General features: G+C 68.1%; 18 protein-coding genes. 5 read left to right on the top strand and 13 right to left on the bottom strand.

Features of this window, described 5'->3' with window-relative positions; all coding sequences use genetic code 11:
* Positions 1 to 158: 158 nt before the first annotated feature.
* From FV233_RS14565 to FV233_RS14545, 5 genes are all read right to left on the bottom strand, one after another.
* Complete coding sequence (locus tag FV233_RS14565) at positions 159 to 1,436, bottom strand: porin (RefSeq protein WP_147897869.1); 1,278 nt, start codon at positions 1,434 to 1,436, stop codon at positions 159 to 161.
* A gap of 225 nt (positions 1,437 to 1,661) precedes the next feature.
* Positions 1,662 to 2,510: a 23S rRNA (adenine(2030)-N(6))-methyltransferase RlmJ gene (gene rlmJ, locus FV233_RS14560; protein WP_147897868.1), complete on the bottom strand. Its 849-nt coding sequence runs from the start codon at positions 2,508 to 2,510 to the stop codon at positions 1,662 to 1,664.
* A 66-nt stretch (positions 2,511 to 2,576) separates the two neighbouring features.
* The gene (locus tag FV233_RS14555) at positions 2,577 to 3,239 is read right to left on the bottom strand and encodes a ribonuclease T2 (protein ID WP_147897867.1); all 663 of its coding nucleotides are present in this window, start codon (positions 3,237 to 3,239) and stop codon (positions 2,577 to 2,579) included.
* A gap of 2 nt (positions 3,240 to 3,241) precedes the next feature.
* Complete coding sequence (locus FV233_RS14550) at positions 3,242 to 3,703, bottom strand: hypothetical protein (protein ID WP_147856043.1); 462 nt, start codon at positions 3,701 to 3,703, stop codon at positions 3,242 to 3,244.
* A gap of 161 nt (positions 3,704 to 3,864) precedes the next feature.
* Complete coding sequence (locus FV233_RS14545) at positions 3,865 to 4,851, bottom strand: extensin family protein (RefSeq protein WP_147897870.1); 987 nt, start codon at positions 4,849 to 4,851, stop codon at positions 3,865 to 3,867.
* A 214-nt stretch (positions 4,852 to 5,065) separates the two neighbouring features.
* Between FV233_RS14545 and FV233_RS14540 the strand changes: the two genes are divergently transcribed.
* Positions 5,066 to 6,298 (top strand): amidase, encoded by a 1,233-nt coding sequence (locus FV233_RS14540; RefSeq protein ID WP_147897866.1) that lies wholly within the window; start codon positions 5,066 to 5,068, stop codon positions 6,296 to 6,298.
* Positions 6,299 to 6,767: 469 nt separating this feature from the next.
* Here FV233_RS14540 and FV233_RS31640 read toward each other — a convergent pair whose 3' ends face one another.
* Complete coding sequence (locus FV233_RS31640) at positions 6,768 to 6,902, bottom strand: hypothetical protein (RefSeq protein WP_281406516.1); 135 nt, start codon at positions 6,900 to 6,902, stop codon at positions 6,768 to 6,770.
* Between the two features lie 481 nt (positions 6,903 to 7,383).
* Entirely contained in the window at positions 7,384 to 8,517 is a 1,134-nt protein-coding gene (locus tag FV233_RS14530) for an AI-2E family transporter (protein ID WP_187277855.1), read from the bottom strand.
* Positions 8,518 to 8,682: 165 nt separating this feature from the next.
* Here FV233_RS14530 and FV233_RS30340 point away from each other — a divergent pair, with 165 nt between their 5' ends.
* Entirely contained in the window at positions 8,683 to 8,823 is a 141-nt protein-coding gene (locus tag FV233_RS30340; protein WP_187277856.1) for a hypothetical protein, read from the top strand.
* A gap of 244 nt (positions 8,824 to 9,067) precedes the next feature.
* Here the strand turns inward: FV233_RS30340 and FV233_RS14525 are convergent, their stop codons facing one another.
* A complete protein-coding gene (locus FV233_RS14525) occupies positions 9,068 to 9,538 on the bottom strand; it encodes a molybdenum cofactor biosynthesis protein MoaE (RefSeq protein ID WP_147856479.1) in 471 nt (156 codons plus the stop codon).
* 143 nt (positions 9,539 to 9,681) lie between these two features.
* Between FV233_RS14525 and FV233_RS14520 the strand changes: the two genes are divergently transcribed.
* The 3 genes from FV233_RS14520 to FV233_RS14510 all read left to right on the top strand — a co-directional run bounded on the left by FV233_RS14520 (position 9,682) and on the right by FV233_RS14510 (position 11,385).
* Positions 9,682 to 10,701: a gamma carbonic anhydrase family protein gene (locus tag FV233_RS14520; protein WP_147897864.1), complete on the top strand. Its 1,020-nt coding sequence runs from the start codon at positions 9,682 to 9,684 to the stop codon at positions 10,699 to 10,701.
* 86 nt (positions 10,702 to 10,787) lie between these two features.
* On the top strand, positions 10,788 to 11,066 hold the full coding sequence (locus FV233_RS14515) for a BrnT family toxin (protein ID WP_147897863.1): 279 nt from the start codon (positions 10,788 to 10,790) through the stop codon (positions 11,064 to 11,066).
* Positions 11,053 to 11,385 carry a BrnA antitoxin family protein gene (locus FV233_RS14510; protein WP_147854156.1) on the top strand — a complete coding sequence of 111 codons (333 nt, stop codon included), beginning with the start codon at positions 11,053 to 11,055 and terminating at the stop codon, positions 11,383 to 11,385. The genes FV233_RS14515 and FV233_RS14510 overlap by 14 nt, the downstream gene beginning before the upstream one ends.
* Before the next feature lie 64 nt (positions 11,386 to 11,449).
* Here FV233_RS14510 and FV233_RS14505 read toward each other — a convergent pair whose 3' ends face one another.
* The 5 genes from FV233_RS14505 to FV233_RS14485 form a co-directional block, all read right to left on the bottom strand.
* Entirely contained in the window at positions 11,450 to 12,178 is a 729-nt protein-coding gene (locus FV233_RS14505) for an amino acid ABC transporter ATP-binding protein (protein ID WP_147854161.1), read from the bottom strand.
* 152 nt (positions 12,179 to 12,330) lie between these two features.
* Complete coding sequence (locus FV233_RS14500; protein WP_147854155.1) at positions 12,331 to 13,023, bottom strand: ABC transporter permease subunit; 693 nt, start codon at positions 13,021 to 13,023, stop codon at positions 12,331 to 12,333.
* 64 nt (positions 13,024 to 13,087) lie between these two features.
* Positions 13,088 to 13,810 (bottom strand): amino acid ABC transporter permease, encoded by a 723-nt coding sequence (locus tag FV233_RS14495; protein ID WP_147854154.1) that lies wholly within the window; start codon positions 13,808 to 13,810, stop codon positions 13,088 to 13,090.
* Positions 13,811 to 13,887: 77 nt separating this feature from the next.
* On the bottom strand, positions 13,888 to 14,811 hold the full coding sequence (locus FV233_RS14490; protein ID WP_147897862.1) for an amino acid ABC transporter substrate-binding protein: 924 nt from the start codon (positions 14,809 to 14,811) through the stop codon (positions 13,888 to 13,890).
* 386 nt (positions 14,812 to 15,197) lie between these two features.
* Positions 15,198 to 16,319 carry a branched-chain amino acid ABC transporter substrate-binding protein gene (locus tag FV233_RS14485; protein WP_147854152.1) on the bottom strand — a complete coding sequence of 374 codons (1,122 nt, stop codon included), beginning with the start codon at positions 16,317 to 16,319 and terminating at the stop codon, positions 15,198 to 15,200.
* Between the last annotated feature and the right edge of the window lie 38 nt (positions 16,320 to 16,357).

Raw genomic sequence — 16,357 nt, 5'->3', positions numbered from 1 at the left:
GATTAGACCGATTCTATATTTTAATTTGATGATCGCATCGAGACAGGATCAGTCCCGCGCAGTGCATTCGAAGTGTTGTTCTGGCATGAAAAAACCCCCGAGCGCGTACCCGGGGGTCTTCAAAAGGGCCGGCTCGGAGGCCGGCCTGGAGAATCAGATCAGAACGTGATGCCGGTCTCGACCATGTAGCGGTCCTGCGAGGTACGGTTGCCGGTGCGGCCGAAGCCGGTGCCCAGCGTACCCTCGGCGAGATTCCCGCGGGTGATCCCACCGAGCTCGACGTGGGCGTATTCGACCCGGAAGAAGTACCGGTCGAACGTGAAGGTCGGCGTGACGGTCACCGAGAAAGCGTTGCTGCCGGCACCGAAGCCGAGCAGGTTCGTTCCGCCGGATCCCCGCACACCGGTCTGCTCGGTGTACTCGACACGACCGGCTAGGGAGAAGTTGTCGGTGAAGGAGTAGGCCGCCAGCAGGGCACCGCCATAGGTCGAGGCGGTGTTGTTGATCCCGACCCGCAGATCACGCTCGACGTTGGTGAACTGGAAGTAGGGCGAGATGATCCACGGACCGTTCGCGTAGGTGTAGTTGATGTTGAAGATGCCGCTGTTCTGCTGCGCGTTCGGAGTGGCGAACTGGTAGCGTGGGCTGCGGTCGAGCGCATTGGTGCGCCCGACATTCAAGCCGCCGTTGACGCCGATCGTGTTGAAGTCGTCGAGCTTGTAGGCGACGTTGCCGGTGAACCACGTGATCTCGTTGGAGAAGAAGCCGTCGGTGCCGGCGAGTGAGACCGAGAGCGGGCCGCTGCTGTAATTGACCTGCACACCCTGGTTGATGAAGTTCTCCTGCACGAACAGAAGTCCGCGGTTGATGTTCAGGTTTTGATACGTGAACAGCAGCTCGGTGCCGATCAGGGTGAACATCCGCCCGCCCTGGACCGACCATTCATCGTTGATCTGGATCTTACCGAAGGCGACCGGAACCGGGCCGAACAGCAGGTCGGTCTGGGTGAACGTCCCAAGGGTGGGGAAGCCCAGCTGCGGGATCGAGTAGCCGCCAGCCTGGATATAGAACTGGAACGCGCCCTCGGGCTTCTGAATGATGCCCTGGATATTCGAGAAGTCGAACCGCGCGGAGCGATCCCGATCGTTCGGGGCGGCCGGCGTCGAGAACGACGCGAACGGGTTGCTTTGCGTGTAGCCGTAGCCGGTGACGGCGCCGCCGACGTAGAGGTCGCCCAGCGGACCGGCGGAGAAGCAGGTCGGGTTCGGGTTGGCCTTGATCGTGCCGCTATACGTCGGGCCGAGCAAGGTGGCCTTGCAGGGCTCGGCCGGGGGCGCGACGGGGACCGGCGCAGGAGCCGAGAGGTCGGCCGCGAGGATGCCGGTCGAGGAGAGCAGCACGGTGGCCAAGCCGGCCAGGGTGGATCGCTTCAGCATGGTTTCGCAGCTCGTTGGAATTGGTTCCCGGCCAAGCTGACACCGACCCGCCGCTGATACAAAATCAAACAAATGGCACTTGCCTAGTTTTTAGTCATTCTCGGCCCCTTGGGACGGGTCGGCAGAGGTCTGTGGTTTTGTAGCCACATTTCGGGGCGCCGCCCTGATGCGAGACCTTGCCAGACCGGTGCTCCGATTGCGCGATCCTTCGGCAATAGTGACGAATCAGCCCACTGCACCGATCCGATCGCAGCAAAACCCGCCGAACGCGTTCCGGGCCAGCCGCTCAGCTAGCGCCGGCAAGAATACGAGCGCCTCCTCGGCCAGGCGCCAGGGTGGATTGACGACGATCAACCCACTGCCGCACAGCCGCGTCGGGTCGTCCGGCCGGTCGATCAGCAGGTCGAGGCGCAGGGCCGGGCGAGGCAGGGCGGCATCGAGGTCCCGGACCATGCGGTCGATCGCGGCGGCATCCTTGATCGGATACCAGGCCAGGAACACGCCGGTCGGCCATTTTGCCACCGCGCGGGCGAGGTGTGTCCCGAGCCGCTCGATCTCGCCCGGCACCTCGTAGGGTGGGTCGATCAGCACCAGGCCGCGGCGCTCGGGCGGCGGGATCTGCGCGTTGACCGCCGTCCAGCCGTCCAGGCTGAGCACCCTGGTGCGCGGGTCGCGCGCGTAGCGCTCCCCCAGGGTCGCGGCGTCCTCCGGGTGGAGCTCGACGAACACGCCCCTGTCGCCGGGCCGCAGGGCCTCGCGGATCACCGCGGGGGAACCGGGATAGGCGGTGGCGCCGTAGCGAGCCTGCACCGCCGCCACGGTCTCCCGGTAGGGCGCCAGCAGCGCCTCGACCGCGGGCGCGAACGGCGTCTCCATCCGGCCCCAGCCGTCCCGCCACTCGCCGGTGCGGAAGGCCTCGTCGGCGGTCAGGTCGTAGACGCCCAGGCCCGCGAAGGCGTCGAGCGCCCGGAACGGCTTGTCCTTGAGGCTCAGGTGGGCGAGCACCCGCGCGAGAACGAGGTGCTTGAGCACGTCGGCATGGTTGCCGGCGTGGAAGGCGTGCCGATAGTTCATGGCGTCGCCGTCAAGCGGATCCCGCGCTCCAGGTCCAGCCTCGGACCGCAAAAACGGTCAAAAAAGTCAGCGGGCGGCGTCGAGGGTGATGTCCGGCGCGCGGCAATTGCCCCGGGCCACCTCGGGGCATGAAGTGAAGCCACGCAGGTCCTTGGAGAAGCAGATCCGCACCTCCTGCAGCTGCCCGCGCGTGCAGGTCACCGCCATCATGTCGGGGCGAAGGCCGCGGTTGGCGGCCACGAACTGCCGAGCGATCTCGATCGGCGCCAGGGTCTGCGGGGCACCGCCGCCCTTCAGGCCGTCGGGGATCGTGACGGCGAGGCGCGCATCGCGGGCGGCCTGGAAGTAACGGGCCGGATCGAGGCCGGAGCAGGTGCCGTGGGTGCGCCACTCGTGCCGGGCGAGCCCCTCGCTCGGATAGACCTGGCCGGCCACCTCCAGCGCCTGCCGGGTCGGCGCCCGCTCCACAGCGGAGCAGTTCTGCGGGTAGCCGCGGTCATATTGCGGCCAGAGCCCGTGCACCACGAAGCCGAGGCCCCGGCCGGGCGCGCATTGCACGTCGTTGCGACGCTCGCCGACGCCGGCGCAGTAGGTCGGCGACCACGACAGGGCCAGCACGTAGAAATCGAACGCGCCCGGCTCGCCCCGGCGGCTGAAGCCGCCGACATCCTGGGCGGCAACCGGCCCCGCGATCAGCAGGCCGGCGAGGCAGGCGGCGCGGGCGCGCATCCTCAGGGCCGCGCCATCCGGCAGGCCGTCGCGTAGGCGTAGGCGAGATCGCGGTCGAGGCCGTGGACGCAGAACTCGACGCCCCAGGTCGCCCCGATGATGCCGAGGCTCTCACGCACCGAGTAGTCGACCTTGCGGCGCACCCCGTCCGACGTGGTGACGGTGGCCGAGCAGAACCGGCGCGGATAGGTGTCGAGGCCCCAGGGCCGCCAGGCGGTGCGCTCGATCGTATCGAACGACCGGATCGTCATCGACGAATTCCAGTACTTCGCCTCCTTCTCGGCGAAGTTGGTCGAGACCCGCTCCAGCACGCTCTGGTCCTGGCAGCCGGGAATCTGCGCGTCGAACGGAAAGATCCGCTCTTCGGCGGGCTCGATATCCTCCCGGGCCGAGCGGGCCAGCGCCGGCTGCGCGACGGAGAGGAGTGCCAGCCCGAGGGCGAGGCTGTGAAGGATCGGGCGCATGGCGCGTGCCTCGACGGGGGTGCTGTCCTGCATGCGCGAGACGATGGCTCGGCTGGGCCGCCAGTCAAGCTCTTGCGCACAATCCGGAACGCTTTAGCCGATCTGTGCGGCCCGGCCGCTACAGGTCCGGGCCTACCGCGGTACGCCGAAAACCGGGCGTCTCAGTAGATCGGCCCCGTGCTCGGCGGCGGCGCGCCGAGCTGCAGCGGCTCGTCGTAATCCTGCGCCGGCTCCTCGGGGGCGGCGGCGACCCGGGGTGCGGGCCGGACCGGCGGCGCCGAGGTGTAGGCCGAGGCCGCGGGCAGGCGTGCCGGGGCTCGGGCGACCTGGGTCGGGCTCGCAGCCTTCGACATCGGCGAGACTCCGTAGGGATCGTCCTCCTCGATATCCACCGGGGCCTGCGGGGCGGCCGGCTGGCGGGTTGGCGGCAGCGGGCGCGACAGGGGCCGCTCGGCTCCATTCCCGAGCTGGGGCGTGAACTTGATGAACGGCTGGCAGATCCGCTTCAGGCCGCGCGGGTCGTGCCGGGCAAGGTCGACGTGGATGTGGTCGTAGTGGAACACGTTCGAGCCTGGGGCCAGCACCGTGGTGAACCGCTGGCAGGCACCCAGGAAGATCTCGCGCAGGAAGCCCTGCTCCGCCTCGGTGCCGCGCCAGCCGCCCTTGACGGTGATGACGTGGCCGTCCGCGAGCTTGATCGACATCACGTCGATCGCGTTGCCGAAGCCGTGCTCGGAGAGCTTGGCGCCGGGCTGATTGTTGCGCCCCCGGCAGGAGTAGGAGCCAGCGTTGATCTCGGCCACAGGCACGCCGAAATACAGGTTCGCAGCGGGCTGGATGGTGTCGGCGAGCCAGGCCTCGGCCTCTGCGAGCGCCGGGCAGCCGAGCGTCATCCGCTGCTTCATCACCACCGTGCCGCCGGCGAGCCGCGTCACCCGGAAGGGCTGCTGCATGCCGCACGGACCTGGCCCGTCCATCGCCGCGATCGGCGTGATGAACTCGGTCGGCTCGACCAGTTTCTTCGCCAGGCAGACTTGCTCCGCCTGGTCGCGCCACGGGTCGCGCCGCTCGAACCGGTTGATCGAGCAAGCGGTGAGCCCCGCGCCGAACAGCGCCAGGGCGGAGAACAGGGATACGCCACGCCACATGACCCGGACGATGCGCACGGTCCCGTAAAGCGTTCGTCAACGGCGATTCGGGATCGGCGAGCCCTGTGGTTTTCGCGGATTGCGCGCTGTCGGCGTCTGATCAGGAGCGGCGGCAAGTCCGTGGGGGGACGAGCGCACATGCACCGAATCCGCAATTACACCGGCGGCAGGGGATCTAGTTGACAGCGACCGTCGACCGCGGACTGAATAAAAGATGCTTTCAATCCTCGACCTCCGCGCCCGCATCGAAGCCGGCACCCTGACGCCTTCGGGCGCGATCGATCTATGCCGCGCGGCCATCGCCGCGCGGGAGCCGGAGCTGCGGGCGCTGGTCACCCTGGACGACAACCCGGCCATCCCGGATTCCGGGCCGCTCGCCGGCATCGCGGTGGGCGTGAAGGACATTATCGACAGCGCCGGCCTGCCGAGTCAGATGGGTTCGTCGCTGTACGCCGGCTGGCAGCCTCGGGGCGATGCCTCGGTGGTGGCGCGTCTGAAGCGCCTCGGTGCCGTGGCACTCGCCAAGACCACGACCACGGCCTTCGCCAGCAGCGACCCGACCGCGACCGTCAACCCGCACGATCCCGGCCATACCCCGGGCGGATCCTCGGCGGGCTCGGCCGCCGCGGTGGGTGCCGGGATGCTGCCCTTGGCGCTCGGCACGCAGACCGCCGGCTCGGTGATCCGGCCGGCGAGCTATTGCGGCTGCGCGGCGGTGAAGCCGTCCTTCCGGCTGATCCCGACGGTCGGGGTCAAGACCTATTCCTGGGCGCTCGACACGGTCGGGCTGTTCGCCGCCGGGGTCGCGGACGTCGCCCACGCCCTGGCGCTGGTGACCGGGCGACCGGAGATCGACCGGGCCGAGACCGGCTCGGCGCCGCGCATCGGCCTCGTGCGGCAGGATTTCGCCGAAGCGCCGGAGCCCGCCGCCGACGCCGCCCTGAACCGCGCCCGGCAGGCGGCCGAGCGGTCCGGTGCGCAGGTCGCCGACCTGACGCTGCCGCCCGAGCTGGCGCTCGCCTGGGAGCGCCACCGAATCATCCAGAACTACGAGGGCCGGCTGGCGCTGGCTTGGGAGTACGACGGCCATCGCGACGCGCTGCCGCCGCGGGTCCGGGAGCATCTCGACGCGGGCGCGGCGATCGAGGCGGCGGAGTATGACGAGGCCCGCCGCCACGGCCACCGGGCTCGCCGGGTGCTCAAGGGCCTGTTCGCCGAATACGACGCGATCCTCACCTTCTCGGCTCCGGGCCCGGCACCTGCCACCCTGGCCTCGACGGGCGACCCGCGCTTCAACCAGCTCTGGACCCTGATGGGCGTGCCCTGCGTGAACGTACCGGTGCCGGGCGAGCGCCTGCCGGTGGGCGTCCAGGTGATCGGCCGCTTCGGCGACGACGCCCGGGCCCTGGCGGTGGCGCGGATGATCGAGTCGGGCTTGCGCGGGTGACGAGTCGGCAGCGCGGACGGCAGGGCCAGAAGTTCGGACGTACGGGCGAACGCGGCCAGAATCGTCCGTGGGTCCGAATGCCGGTCTCGCCTACGAAATGGCTGTTTTCGACCCAACCCGGCCAACCGGATCGCCAAAGGCGCTTCCCGAGAGCAGCTATCGATCTGCCGTGGCGCAACTTCGGCTTGGGGTAGCGAGCGGCCACAACTCAGGGCCATCGCGCCCGGCTGATAATTAGCGCATAACGGACCATCACTGGCTTTGGTCCCGGCCGCCTGTGCCTGAGAGCAGCGTGCGCTCCCGCCCTGTTCGCGCGGAGCACATCATGTCTGACAGCAGACCTCTAGCCATCCTCATCGCGGAGGCTGACGAGCTCGTCCGTATGGTCACCGCCGACATGCTGACGGATGTTGGCTTTCAGACCATGGAGGTGTGCACTGCCGCTGAGGCGGTGGCGGTCCTCCAAGGGTCAGTCGCCGTGCGCATGTTGATCACAGGGCGGGCCATCGTGGGCGATGGTGTCGCCCTTGCCCACCTCGTTCACCACCGTTGGCCCGGTGTTGGCATCATCGTCACCTCGGGAGCCGGGGTGGATCTTCAGCACGACTTGCCGCCAGGTACACGCCTGCTCAGCAAGCCGTACGCCTTCGCAGATCTCATCCGAGAGGTGGAAGCTGGCCTTGTTCAGGCGCAGAAGGAGCCCTCACCCGCTCCCATGCTGCCGAGCGGAGTACCGCCTCACAGGGGAGTTGATCTAGGCATAGGCGTGGGGGGCACTGCCCCTCCGTCAACCGAGCCGGACAAGTCGTAAACTCTGGATACACGCCGGCCAAACTGAATTGCTTGCCTCATCGAGGTCGGCCAAAGTTCATCGAGGTAGGCCCTATGGGGGGCCGCTCGGTTTGCCCGCTATCGAGCACGGTGCGCGCGGTCATACGGCTGCTCTCAGTCGTGATTGGGTGCGACGGCGGTGTCTGCCAACTCTCACTCAGAAGCGGACCCTCGCAAATCCACTCTTCCCAGACATCGACACGGACAAACCGATTGGGTTCGGGCTCGCGGTCCCGCGCATCAGGCCGTGCGGCTCAGCTGCTCGCCGGCTCGTGCAGCGTGTCCTCCACGTAGAGCTGTTCCAGCAGAACCTTGATCACCGCCATCAGGGGCAGCGCCAGGGCGATGCCCCACAGCCCGAAGATGACGCCTAGGATCAACTGGCCGGCAAAAATCGTGGCCGGGGGGATGTCCAGCGCGCGCTTCTGGATGAACGGGGTCAGGCCGTAGCTCTCCAGGCACTGCACCGCCAAGTAGACGCCGACGGCGCCGATCACCGCCTTGAGGCCCGAGGCCAGGGCCGCCAAGATGATCACGATGCCCGCCACCAGCGGTCCCACGGTCGGCACGAAGGCCAAAAGCCCGGCCTGTAGGCCGAGGATCAGCGCGCCGCCGATCCCCAGGAAGGCCAGCCCGGCCCAGGTGCAAACGAAGATCGCCGCCATGATGATCAACTGGCCGAACAGCCAGTGCCGCAAGGTCTCGCCGGCGCCGTCCAGCACCTTGGCGGCGCGCCGACGCTTCTGAGGCGGCACGAACCGCAGCACCCCGTCCCGATAGGCCTCTGGGTCGGCCGCGAAGGCCAGCCCCAGGAAGGCGATCACCAGCAGGTTGCCCAGCGCATCGAACAAGCCGAGGATCACAGCCGCCGCCGGCCCGAGGACGCTGCCGGCGTCGGAGACGATCGAGCTGCTGCTCTTGAGCAGGCCGTTTGCGAGCCCGCCGAGGCCGCCCTCCTTCTGACCGGGCTCGGCCGAGCCGCCCTTCGGCGCCAGGCTCGGCACGTCGATGCCGCGCTCGGACAGCCAGCTCGACACCGTGCCGGCCTGGTTCTTGATCGTGGTTCCGAGATCGCGGCCCTGCTGCACGATGGTGGCCCCGCCGTAGGATGCGAAGCCGATCACCGCGACGGCGACCGCGAGGCTGGCGATCGTCAGGCGCAGGCCCCGGGGCAGGGGCAGGACGTGGCCGAGCCCCCGGGTCAGGCCGTCGAGGAACACGCCGAGCAGCACGCCCGCGAAGATCAGCAGGAGCGTGCCCACCGACATCCAGGCCAGCGCCAGCAACGCCACGAAGCAGACGACGGCGATCCCCGAAGCCGCCAGCGGCAAGGCTCCGCGCCAGGGCCCGACCGGGCCGTCCAGATCCCGAGATTGACCGTCCGTCATCATTGCTCCTGCGTCGCAGGCTCACGAACGCCCCGGACTGGCCGCGGTCAAGGGCGACGCCGTACCAAGCTTGTGTGCGGCCGGGCGAGACCGGACGGCCTTTCGCGCGTTGTCCGCCCACGCAAGCGCTCCCGCCGGGAGCCGGGCGCCTCCAGGAGAGACCGCGTGAGCAGCAACGAGCCCCACATCCATTCCCTCGGCCCGGGCCGGACCGTGGATACGGGGGACCAACTCAGCAGCGTGGTCATCCTCGGCCTCGCCGTCGCGGGCGCCTTGGCCGCGGTGCTGCTCAACGCGATCCTGTAGGGCGTATTCTGGCGCTTGGGATCACAGGCGGCGGGCCCGGCCGTCTCGGATGAGCCGCCCACCTTTCCCGGACGCCTGGAACGCAGTGAAAGGCGATCCGGGACCCAGCAAGGAAAGCGCTGCGCAGCGGCACGATCAAGGGATAACGGACGCTTCGCGGTGTGTTGCGCTGGGTCCCGGGTCGCATTCCGCTGACGCTGCATGCGCCCGGGAAAGGGCGCAGCGAGACCTCCGGAGCGCGGGTCTACTGCCCCCAGCGCTCCGCGGCCGCGTCGTCGTGGGCGGCGGCCTCGACCCAGCCGCCGACGGTGCCGTCGGCCAAGTGCTCGCGCTTCCAGAACGGCGCGCGGGTCTTGAGGTAGTCCATCAGGAAGTTCGCCGCCTCGAAGGCCGCGACCCGGTGGCTGGAGGCTGTCACCACCAGCACGATGCCGTCGCCCGGACGCACGCGGCCGTGGCGATGGATCACCCGCAGGGCCTGAAGCGGCCAGCGGGCGACGGCGTCCACGGCGACACGGAGGATCTCCGCCTCCGCCATGCCGGGATAATGCTCGAGTTCGAGCGCCGCCAGCCGCCCGGCCTCGTCCCGGCAGAGGCCCGTGAAGGTGACGACCGCGCCGGCCCGGCCGCCTAGTTCGACGCTCACCCGGGCAATCTCGGCGGCGGTGTCGAACGGTTCGGTCTGGATGGCGACGCTCGGTGCGGGGGCGCTCATGCTCCGGTCCAACATCCTCGTCCGACGATCCTCAAGCGGCGCGTGCCGGTCCCACGCCTGTCACACCCGGTCGCGCCTCTATATGGCACGAGAAGTCGCATTCGCCCCGGTCGCGGGCGTGATCGGCGGAGAAGGATGAACGTGTGACCCCCGACCTGATCCTGCCCTACGCGGGCGTCCTGCCGGATTTCGCGAGCCGCCCGGTCTGGTGCGGGCGCGGGAGCACGGTGATCGGCTCCGCCCGGATCGGCGCCCAGGCCTGGATCGGCGACGAGGCGGTGATCCGCGCCGACGGGCAGGCCATCACCCTCGGGGACAGGTTCTGGCTCGGCCACCGTTCGACGGTGCACATCGCCACGCTCACCCACGGGACGCAGGTCGGCGACCGGGTCACGGTCGGTCGCAACAGCGTCGTTCATGCCTGCACGATCGGCTCCGACGTCGTGATCGAGGACGACGTCGTGATCCTCGACGGCGCCGAGATCGGCGACACCGCGGTGATCGAAGCGGGCGCGACCGTGTTCCCGCGCATGAGGCTCGCGGGCGGATACGCTTATGCCGGCAGCCCGGCTCGGCCAAGCCGGCCGGTCGGCCCGGACGAGGTCGCCGAGCGCGCCGAGCGCCTGCGCGAGCGGATGGGCGACGGGGCATCCGTCGAACTTGGGCTCCCCCCGGAGGTCGAGGACAGCGTGTTCGTCGCCCGGACCGCGCGCCTGCGTGGACGGGTGAGCCTGGGGGCCGGCGTCAGTGTGCTGTTTTCGTGCGATCTCAACGCCGAGGCCGGGCCGATCGTGGTCGGGGCCGACACCAACATCCAGGACAACACGACGATCCGCAGCCGGGCCGAGGGCGTCGTGATCGGGCGCGACACGACCATCGCCCACAACGTCCGGATCGCCGATTGCCGGATCGGCGCGCGGGCCCTGATCGGCATCGGCGCCACGGTCGCCCCCGGCACGCTGATCGCCGACGACGTCATGCTGGCGGCCGGCGCCACCACCGATCCCGGCCAGATCCTGGGGGCCGGCTATCTCTGGGGCGGCCGCCCGGCCCGGATCCTGTCACCCCTGGACGCCGAGAAGCGCGCGATGATGATCCGCATCGTCGAGGGCTATTGCCAGCACGGGCGGGAGTATCGGGCCGCGCAGGCGGCAGTCGTCTAGGTCCACCAAAGCCGCTCAAGCTTCTGGGTCGACCGCACAAGTGCCTTGCCGACGGCCTGATCTGTAGTTACATTAATTCGGTGCAAATGGTCTGGGATGAGCGCAAGCGCGCGATCAACCTGCGCCCCGAGCCGGAGGGGCATGGTCTCGATTTAGTCGATGCTCGCGACCGCTTCGAATGGGACAGCGCCATCGTCGTCCCGGCTTATCCGGGACCGGACGGCCGCCCGCGATTCATCGCCGTCGGATGGCTCGACGGCCATTTGAGGGCGCTGGTGTTTTCGCCGCTCGGGACGGAGGCGGTGACGGCCATCAGCCTTCGGCCGGCTAGTCGCAAAGAGAGGAGCCTCTATGACCAAGCGTAAGGCAGGCCCGATCAGCGACGCCGAGGAGGCCCGGATCCAGGCCGCGATCGCGCGCGATCCGGACGCACCGGAGGTCACCGACGAACAGGCCGCGCAGGGCCGCCCGGCCTCCGAGGTTCTGGATCCGGCACTCTTCGCGAGGCTCACGCAGCGCGGCCGTCCCAGATCGGAGACCAGCAAGAAGCTCGTTACCCTGCGCCTGCCCCCCGACGTGATCGAAGGCTACCAGGCCACCGGCCCGGGCTGGCAGGTGCGGATGGGCGAGGTTCTCGCGGCCGGTCTCAAGACCGGTGCCCACGGTCGCAAGCGGACGGCGTGACGGGGGTAGGCATTCCCTTCGTCACGCGGCGATATCCGAGATCCCTCGGCCAAGTCGAAAAAAATCAGTGCTGCAGGATCTTCGACAAGAAGGTCTGGGCGCGCTCGGAGCGGGGGCTGCCGAAGAAATCCTCCTTCTTGGCGTCCTCGACGATCTCGCCGCGATCCATGAAGATCACCCGGTCGGCGACCTTGCGGGCGAAGCCCATCTCGTGGGTCACGACCATCATGGTCATGCCCTCCTTGGCGAGCTCGACCATCACGTCGAGCACCTCGCCGACCATCTCGGGGTCCAGCGCCGAGGTCGGTTCGTCGAACAGCATCACCACCGGGTTCATGGCGAGCGCCCGGGCGATCGCCACGCGCTGCTGCTGACCGCCCGAGAGCTGCCCCGGAAATTTTTCCGCCTGGGCGCTCAGGCCCACCCGGGCCAGCAGGTCGAGGCCGCGCTTCTTGGCGTCCTCGGCGCCGCGGCCCAGGACCTTGCGCTGGGCGATGGTGAGGTTCTCGGTGATCGACAGGTGCGGGAACAGCTCGAAGTGCTGGAACACCATGCCGACCCGGGAGCGCAGCTTAGGCAGGTTGGTCGACTTGTCGATCACCTTGGTGCCGGCGACGGTGATCTGGCCCTTCTGGAACGGCTCGAGGGCGTTGACGCACTTGATCAGGGTCGACTTGCCCGAACCCGAGGGGCCGCAGACCACCACGACCTCGCCCTTGGCGACCTTGGTGGTGCAGTTGGTCAGCACCTGGAAGTCGCCGTACCATTTGCTGATGTTGTCGATGGCGATCATCGTCTCACCGGGCGCCGCCGCGGGCTCGCCGGAGACGAGTCGCCCCGGCTGCAGCCCGGAATCCCGGGGGGCGTGGGCGGCGTCTGCGACGGGCTCCTTGACGGACGGGGCCGGCATCGGGGTCGAGGTCATGGCGCGGACTCCAGTGTCGGTCAGCGGATGATGGCGACGCGGCGCTGCAGGCGACGCACCAGGAACGAGGCCGTGAAGCAGATCAAGAAGTAGACGACGGCGGCGAAGATATACATCTCGACGAGGCGGCCGTCGCGCTGCGCCACCTTCGAGGCGGCGCCCATGAAGTCGGTGAGCGAAAGCACGTAGACCAGGGAGGTATCCTGGAACAGCACCACGGTCTGCGTCAGCAGAAGCGGCAGCATGTTGCGGAAGGCCTGGGGCAGGACGACGTTGGCCATGGTCTGCCAGTAGTTCATTCCGAGCGCCAGGGCCGCCCCGGTCTGTCCCTTGGGGATCGACTGGATGCCGGCACGCATGATCTCGGAGAAGTAGGCCGCCTCGAAGGCCATGAAGGTGATGAGCGCCGACGGGAAGGCGCCGACCTGGATCGGGGTCGAGGCGCCGGTCACGTAGGCGCCGATATACGGCACCAGGAAGTAAAACCAGAAGATCACCAGCACCAGCGGCAGCGAGCGGCACAGCTCGACATAGCCCTTCGCGAGGTGGCTGAGGCCCGGCACGCTCGAGAGCCGGGCCATCGCCAGCAGCGTGCCGATGATCACGCCGCCGACCGCCGCCATGGCGGTGAGCGTCACCGTGAAGACCATGCCCTGCCCGAACAGGTAGGGCAGGGACGAGAGGATGACGTTGAAATCGAAATTCGAGAGCATCGGGACCTGTTCGCGGTGGCCGAGCGCCGGCGGATCGGGGAAATCGGGGGGCGGGGCCGGCGCCTCAGCGCTGGCCGGGGATCGCGACGGCGCGCTCCAGGTAGGTCGCCGCGGTGACGACCACGAGGTTGACGATCACGTACAGCAGCGTCGCCGCCGTGAACGCCTCGAACACCTGGAACGAGAATTCCTGCATCGAGCGGGCGCGGGCGGTCAGTTCCAGGAGGCCGATCGTCAGGGCCACGGAGGTGTTCTTGAGGTTGTTCAGGAATTCCGAGGTCATCGGCGGCAGGATGATCCGGTAGGCGTTCGGCAGCAGCACGTACCGGTAGGTCTGGTAGACTGTGAAGCCCATCGCGGTGCCGGCCATGTTCTGGCCGCGCGGCAGCGACTGGATGCCGGCCCGGACCTGCTCGGCCACCCGCGAGGCGGTGAAGAAGCCCAGGCACACCACCGCGGTGTAGAACGGCGCGTCAGGCAGTTGCTTGATCGCATCGCCGAAACGCGTGGGCACCACCTCGGGCAGCACGAAGTACCAGAGGAACATCTGCACCAGCAGCGGCACGTTCCGGAACAGCTCGACATAGGCCGTGCCGATCGCGTTGGCGGTCTTCGACGGCAGCGTCCGCAGCACCCCGATCAGGGAGCCGAGGAAGAACGCGATGATCCAGGAGCACAGGGCGGTGGCGATCGTCCACATGAGCCCGGAGAGCAGCATGTCGAGATAGGTGCCGTTGCCCTCGGGCGAGGCATCGAAGAAGATCCGCCAGTTCCAATTGTAGTTCATCGTGCTGGTTCTGCTCTGACCTTATGAAGGCGCACCGCAGGGCCGGGCCCCGCGGTGCGCGTCACCTTGGACGGCGCTCAGTAGGCAGCCGGATCGGGGCTGGAGATCGGCGTCGTGAACTGCTTCTTCATCTCCGCGCTCATCGGCAGGTTGAGGTTGATGTTGCGCGGCGGGATCGGCTGGGTGAACCACTTGTCGTAGAGCGCCTTGCCTTCGGGACTCGTGTAGAGCTTGGCGGTGGCCTCGTCGGCGACCTTCTTGAACGCCGTGTCGTCCTTGCGCACCATGATCCCGTAGGGCTCGGGCTTGGACAGGGCCTCGGTTGAGATCTCGTAGGCCGACGGGTCCTTGGAGGAGGCGGCCAGGGAGGCGAGCAGCACGTCGTCCATCACGAAGGCCACGGCGCGGCCGGTCTCGACCATCAGGAACGCCTCGGCATGGTCCTTGGCCGGCAGGATCGTCAGGCCGAGCTTCCGCTCGGTGTTGGCCTCGTTGATCTGCTTGATGTTCGTGGTGCCGGAGGTCGACACAACGGTCTTGCCCTTCAGGTCCTCGATCGTGTGCAGGTTGGCCGACTTCTTCGAGACGTAGCGGGTCGCGGTCAGGAAGTGCGAGTTGGTGAACCACACCTGCTTCTCGCGCTCGACGTTGTTCGTCGTCGAACCGCATTCGAGGTCGATCGTGCCGTTCGCCATCAGCGGGATGCGGGTGGCGGAGGTGACCGGGTTGAGCTTCACTTCGAGGTTCGGCAGGCCGAGATTGGCCTTCACGGCGTCGGCGATCTTGAAGCAAATCTCCATCGCGTAGCCGACCGGCTTCTGGTCGCCGCCGAGATAGGAGAACGGCACGGAGGCGTCGCGGTAGCCGATGACGAGGGCGCCGCTATCCTTCACCTTCTTGAGGGTACCGGTCAGATCCTCGGCCCGCAGGCTGAGGGGGGCCAGGGCGAGGCTCAGGCCGAGCGCCGCGGCAAGGCCACGGCGAGCGATATCAGACTGCATCGGTACGGAACTCCTGGATCAGGTCGAACGGGATCGGCTGGCGGCTCGGCGCTCGGCCCCGCCCGCTCGGGCGACGCCTTTGCAATGATGGTGCCGGAAGCTGGGCTGCGGTGGCGCGCAGATCTGTGGCGGACGACGTACGACCGGCCGCCACCGTCGCGCGAGCGTCCCCGGTTGCGTGTTGCGCCGCCGTCATTCGGCCTCCCCCGGCAGGTCGCGGCAGCCTGCCGGCCCGCCTGCCGCCGGCATCATGCACAATTCTTGAGCGTACGCATCGGGTGGGGCGGCGGGAAGAACGATTAAGGCTGACGAATCCACCGTTCCGGAAACGCAGACGCCGCCCCACGCATGCGTGCGGGGCGGCGTCGGCCGGAATTGAAGGCAGATTACTTGGTCAGTTCGTTGCCGGTGTAGTCGATCTTGCCGTCGGCGCCCTTCTTCCACTCGTACAGGACGTAGTCCGGCCGGGTGATGTCGCCCTTCTTGTCGTACGCGATCGGGCCGACCACCGTGTCGACCGGCTTACCCTGGTGCAACCAATCGGCCAGCTTCTTGCCGTCGGTGGAACCGGTCTCGGCGATCGCCTTGGCGAGCACCTGAACGGAGGCATAGGAATAGAGCGTGTAGCCCTCGGGATCGATGTTCTTGGCCTTGAACGCGGCCAGGGCGGCCTTGGCGTTCGGGTTCTTGCGGGCATCCGGCGGGAAGGTGGTCAGCGTGCCCTCGGCGGCCGGACCGGCGATCGCCACCAGCTCGCGGTCGACCATGCCGTCGCCGCCCATCAGCGGAGCCTTCAGGCCCTGGTCGCGCATCTGACGCAGGATCAGCCCGGCCTCGGTGTAGTAGCCGCCGAAATAGACGATATCGACGTTGGCCGACTTCAGTTTCGAGACCAGGGCCGAGTAATCCTTCTCACCCGGGTTGATGCCCTCGAAGATCACCGGCTTCACGCCCTTGGCCTTGAGCACCATCTGGGTCTCGTCGACCAGGCCCTTGCCGTAAGGGGTCTTGTCGTGGACGAAAGCGATCTTCTTGTCCTTGTAGTTGGCTACCAGATACGCGCCCGCCACCGCAGCTTGCTGGTCGTCGCGGCCGCAGGTGCGGAAGGTGTTCCACATCCCGCGCTCGGTGAACTTCACGTTGGTGGAGGCCGGGGTGATCTGGATGATTCCGGCGTCGAGATAGACGTCGGAGGCCGGGATCGACACGCCGGAATTATAGTCGCCGACCACCATCTTGACGCCGTCGCTGGCGAACTTGTTGGCCACCGAGACACCCTGCTTGGGATCCGAGGCATCGTCGCCGACCAGGACCGTCAGGGTCGTGCCCTTGATCCCGCCGGCCTTGTTGATATCCTCGACAGCTTGGCTGACGCCGTTCTTGAACTGGACGCCGATGGCGGCGCTGTTGCCGGTGATCGGCGCAGCGATGCCGAGCTTGACCTCGGCAGCCTGTGCCGCGGCGATCATCGCACCGAGGGCAAGCCCGGCGAGCAGAAACGATCTCATCGCTAACATCCCCTTGAGTACAGGTCCGCCTGTGCGGA

This window comes from Methylobacterium sp. WL7, assembly GCF_008040085.1.
In the GTDB taxonomy this organism is placed as follows: Bacteria; Pseudomonadota; Alphaproteobacteria; order Rhizobiales; family Beijerinckiaceae; genus Methylobacterium; species Methylobacterium mesophilicum.
Note: the sequence above shows the minus strand (reverse complement) of the source record. Positions and strands in the feature narration are given on the sequence as shown.

Coding starts and splice junctions, on each gene's coding strand:
- rlmJ (WP_147897868.1), bottom strand. CDS start 2,510: ATGAACTATCGGCACGCCTTCCACGCCGGCAACCATGCCGACGTGCTC.
- FV233_RS14505 (WP_147854161.1), bottom strand. CDS start 12,178: ATGATCGCCATCGACAACATCAGCAAATGGTACGGCGACTTCCAGGTG.
- FV233_RS14550 (WP_147856043.1), bottom strand. CDS start 3,703: ATGCGCCCGATCCTTCACAGCCTCGCCCTCGGGCTGGCACTCCTCTCC.
- FV233_RS14530 (WP_187277855.1), bottom strand. CDS start 8,517: ATGACGGACGGTCAATCTCGGGATCTGGACGGCCCGGTCGGGCCCTGG.
- FV233_RS14515 (WP_147897863.1), top strand. CDS start 10,788: ATGGTCTGGGATGAGCGCAAGCGCGCGATCAACCTGCGCCCCGAGCCG.
- FV233_RS14500 (WP_147854155.1), bottom strand. CDS start 13,023: ATGCTCTCGAATTTCGATTTCAACGTCATCCTCTCGTCCCTGCCCTAC.
- FV233_RS14525 (WP_147856479.1), bottom strand. CDS start 9,538: ATGAGCGCCCCCGCACCGAGCGTCGCCATCCAGACCGAACCGTTCGAC.
- FV233_RS14510 (WP_147854156.1), top strand. CDS start 11,053: ATGACCAAGCGTAAGGCAGGCCCGATCAGCGACGCCGAGGAGGCCCGG.
- FV233_RS14565 (WP_147897869.1), bottom strand. CDS start 1,436: ATGCTGAAGCGATCCACCCTGGCCGGCTTGGCCACCGTGCTGCTCTCC.
- FV233_RS14555 (WP_147897867.1), bottom strand. CDS start 3,239: ATGCGCGCCCGCGCCGCCTGCCTCGCCGGCCTGCTGATCGCGGGGCCG.
- FV233_RS14485 (WP_147854152.1), bottom strand. CDS start 16,319: ATGAGATCGTTTCTGCTCGCCGGGCTTGCCCTCGGTGCGATGATCGCC.
- FV233_RS14495 (WP_147854154.1), bottom strand. CDS start 13,810: ATGAACTACAATTGGAACTGGCGGATCTTCTTCGATGCCTCGCCCGAG.
- FV233_RS14540 (WP_147897866.1), top strand. CDS start 5,066: ATGCTTTCAATCCTCGACCTCCGCGCCCGCATCGAAGCCGGCACCCTG.
- FV233_RS14545 (WP_147897870.1), bottom strand. CDS start 4,851: ATGTGGCGTGGCGTATCCCTGTTCTCCGCCCTGGCGCTGTTCGGCGCG.
- FV233_RS14490 (WP_147897862.1), bottom strand. CDS start 14,811: ATGCAGTCTGATATCGCTCGCCGTGGCCTTGCCGCGGCGCTCGGCCTG.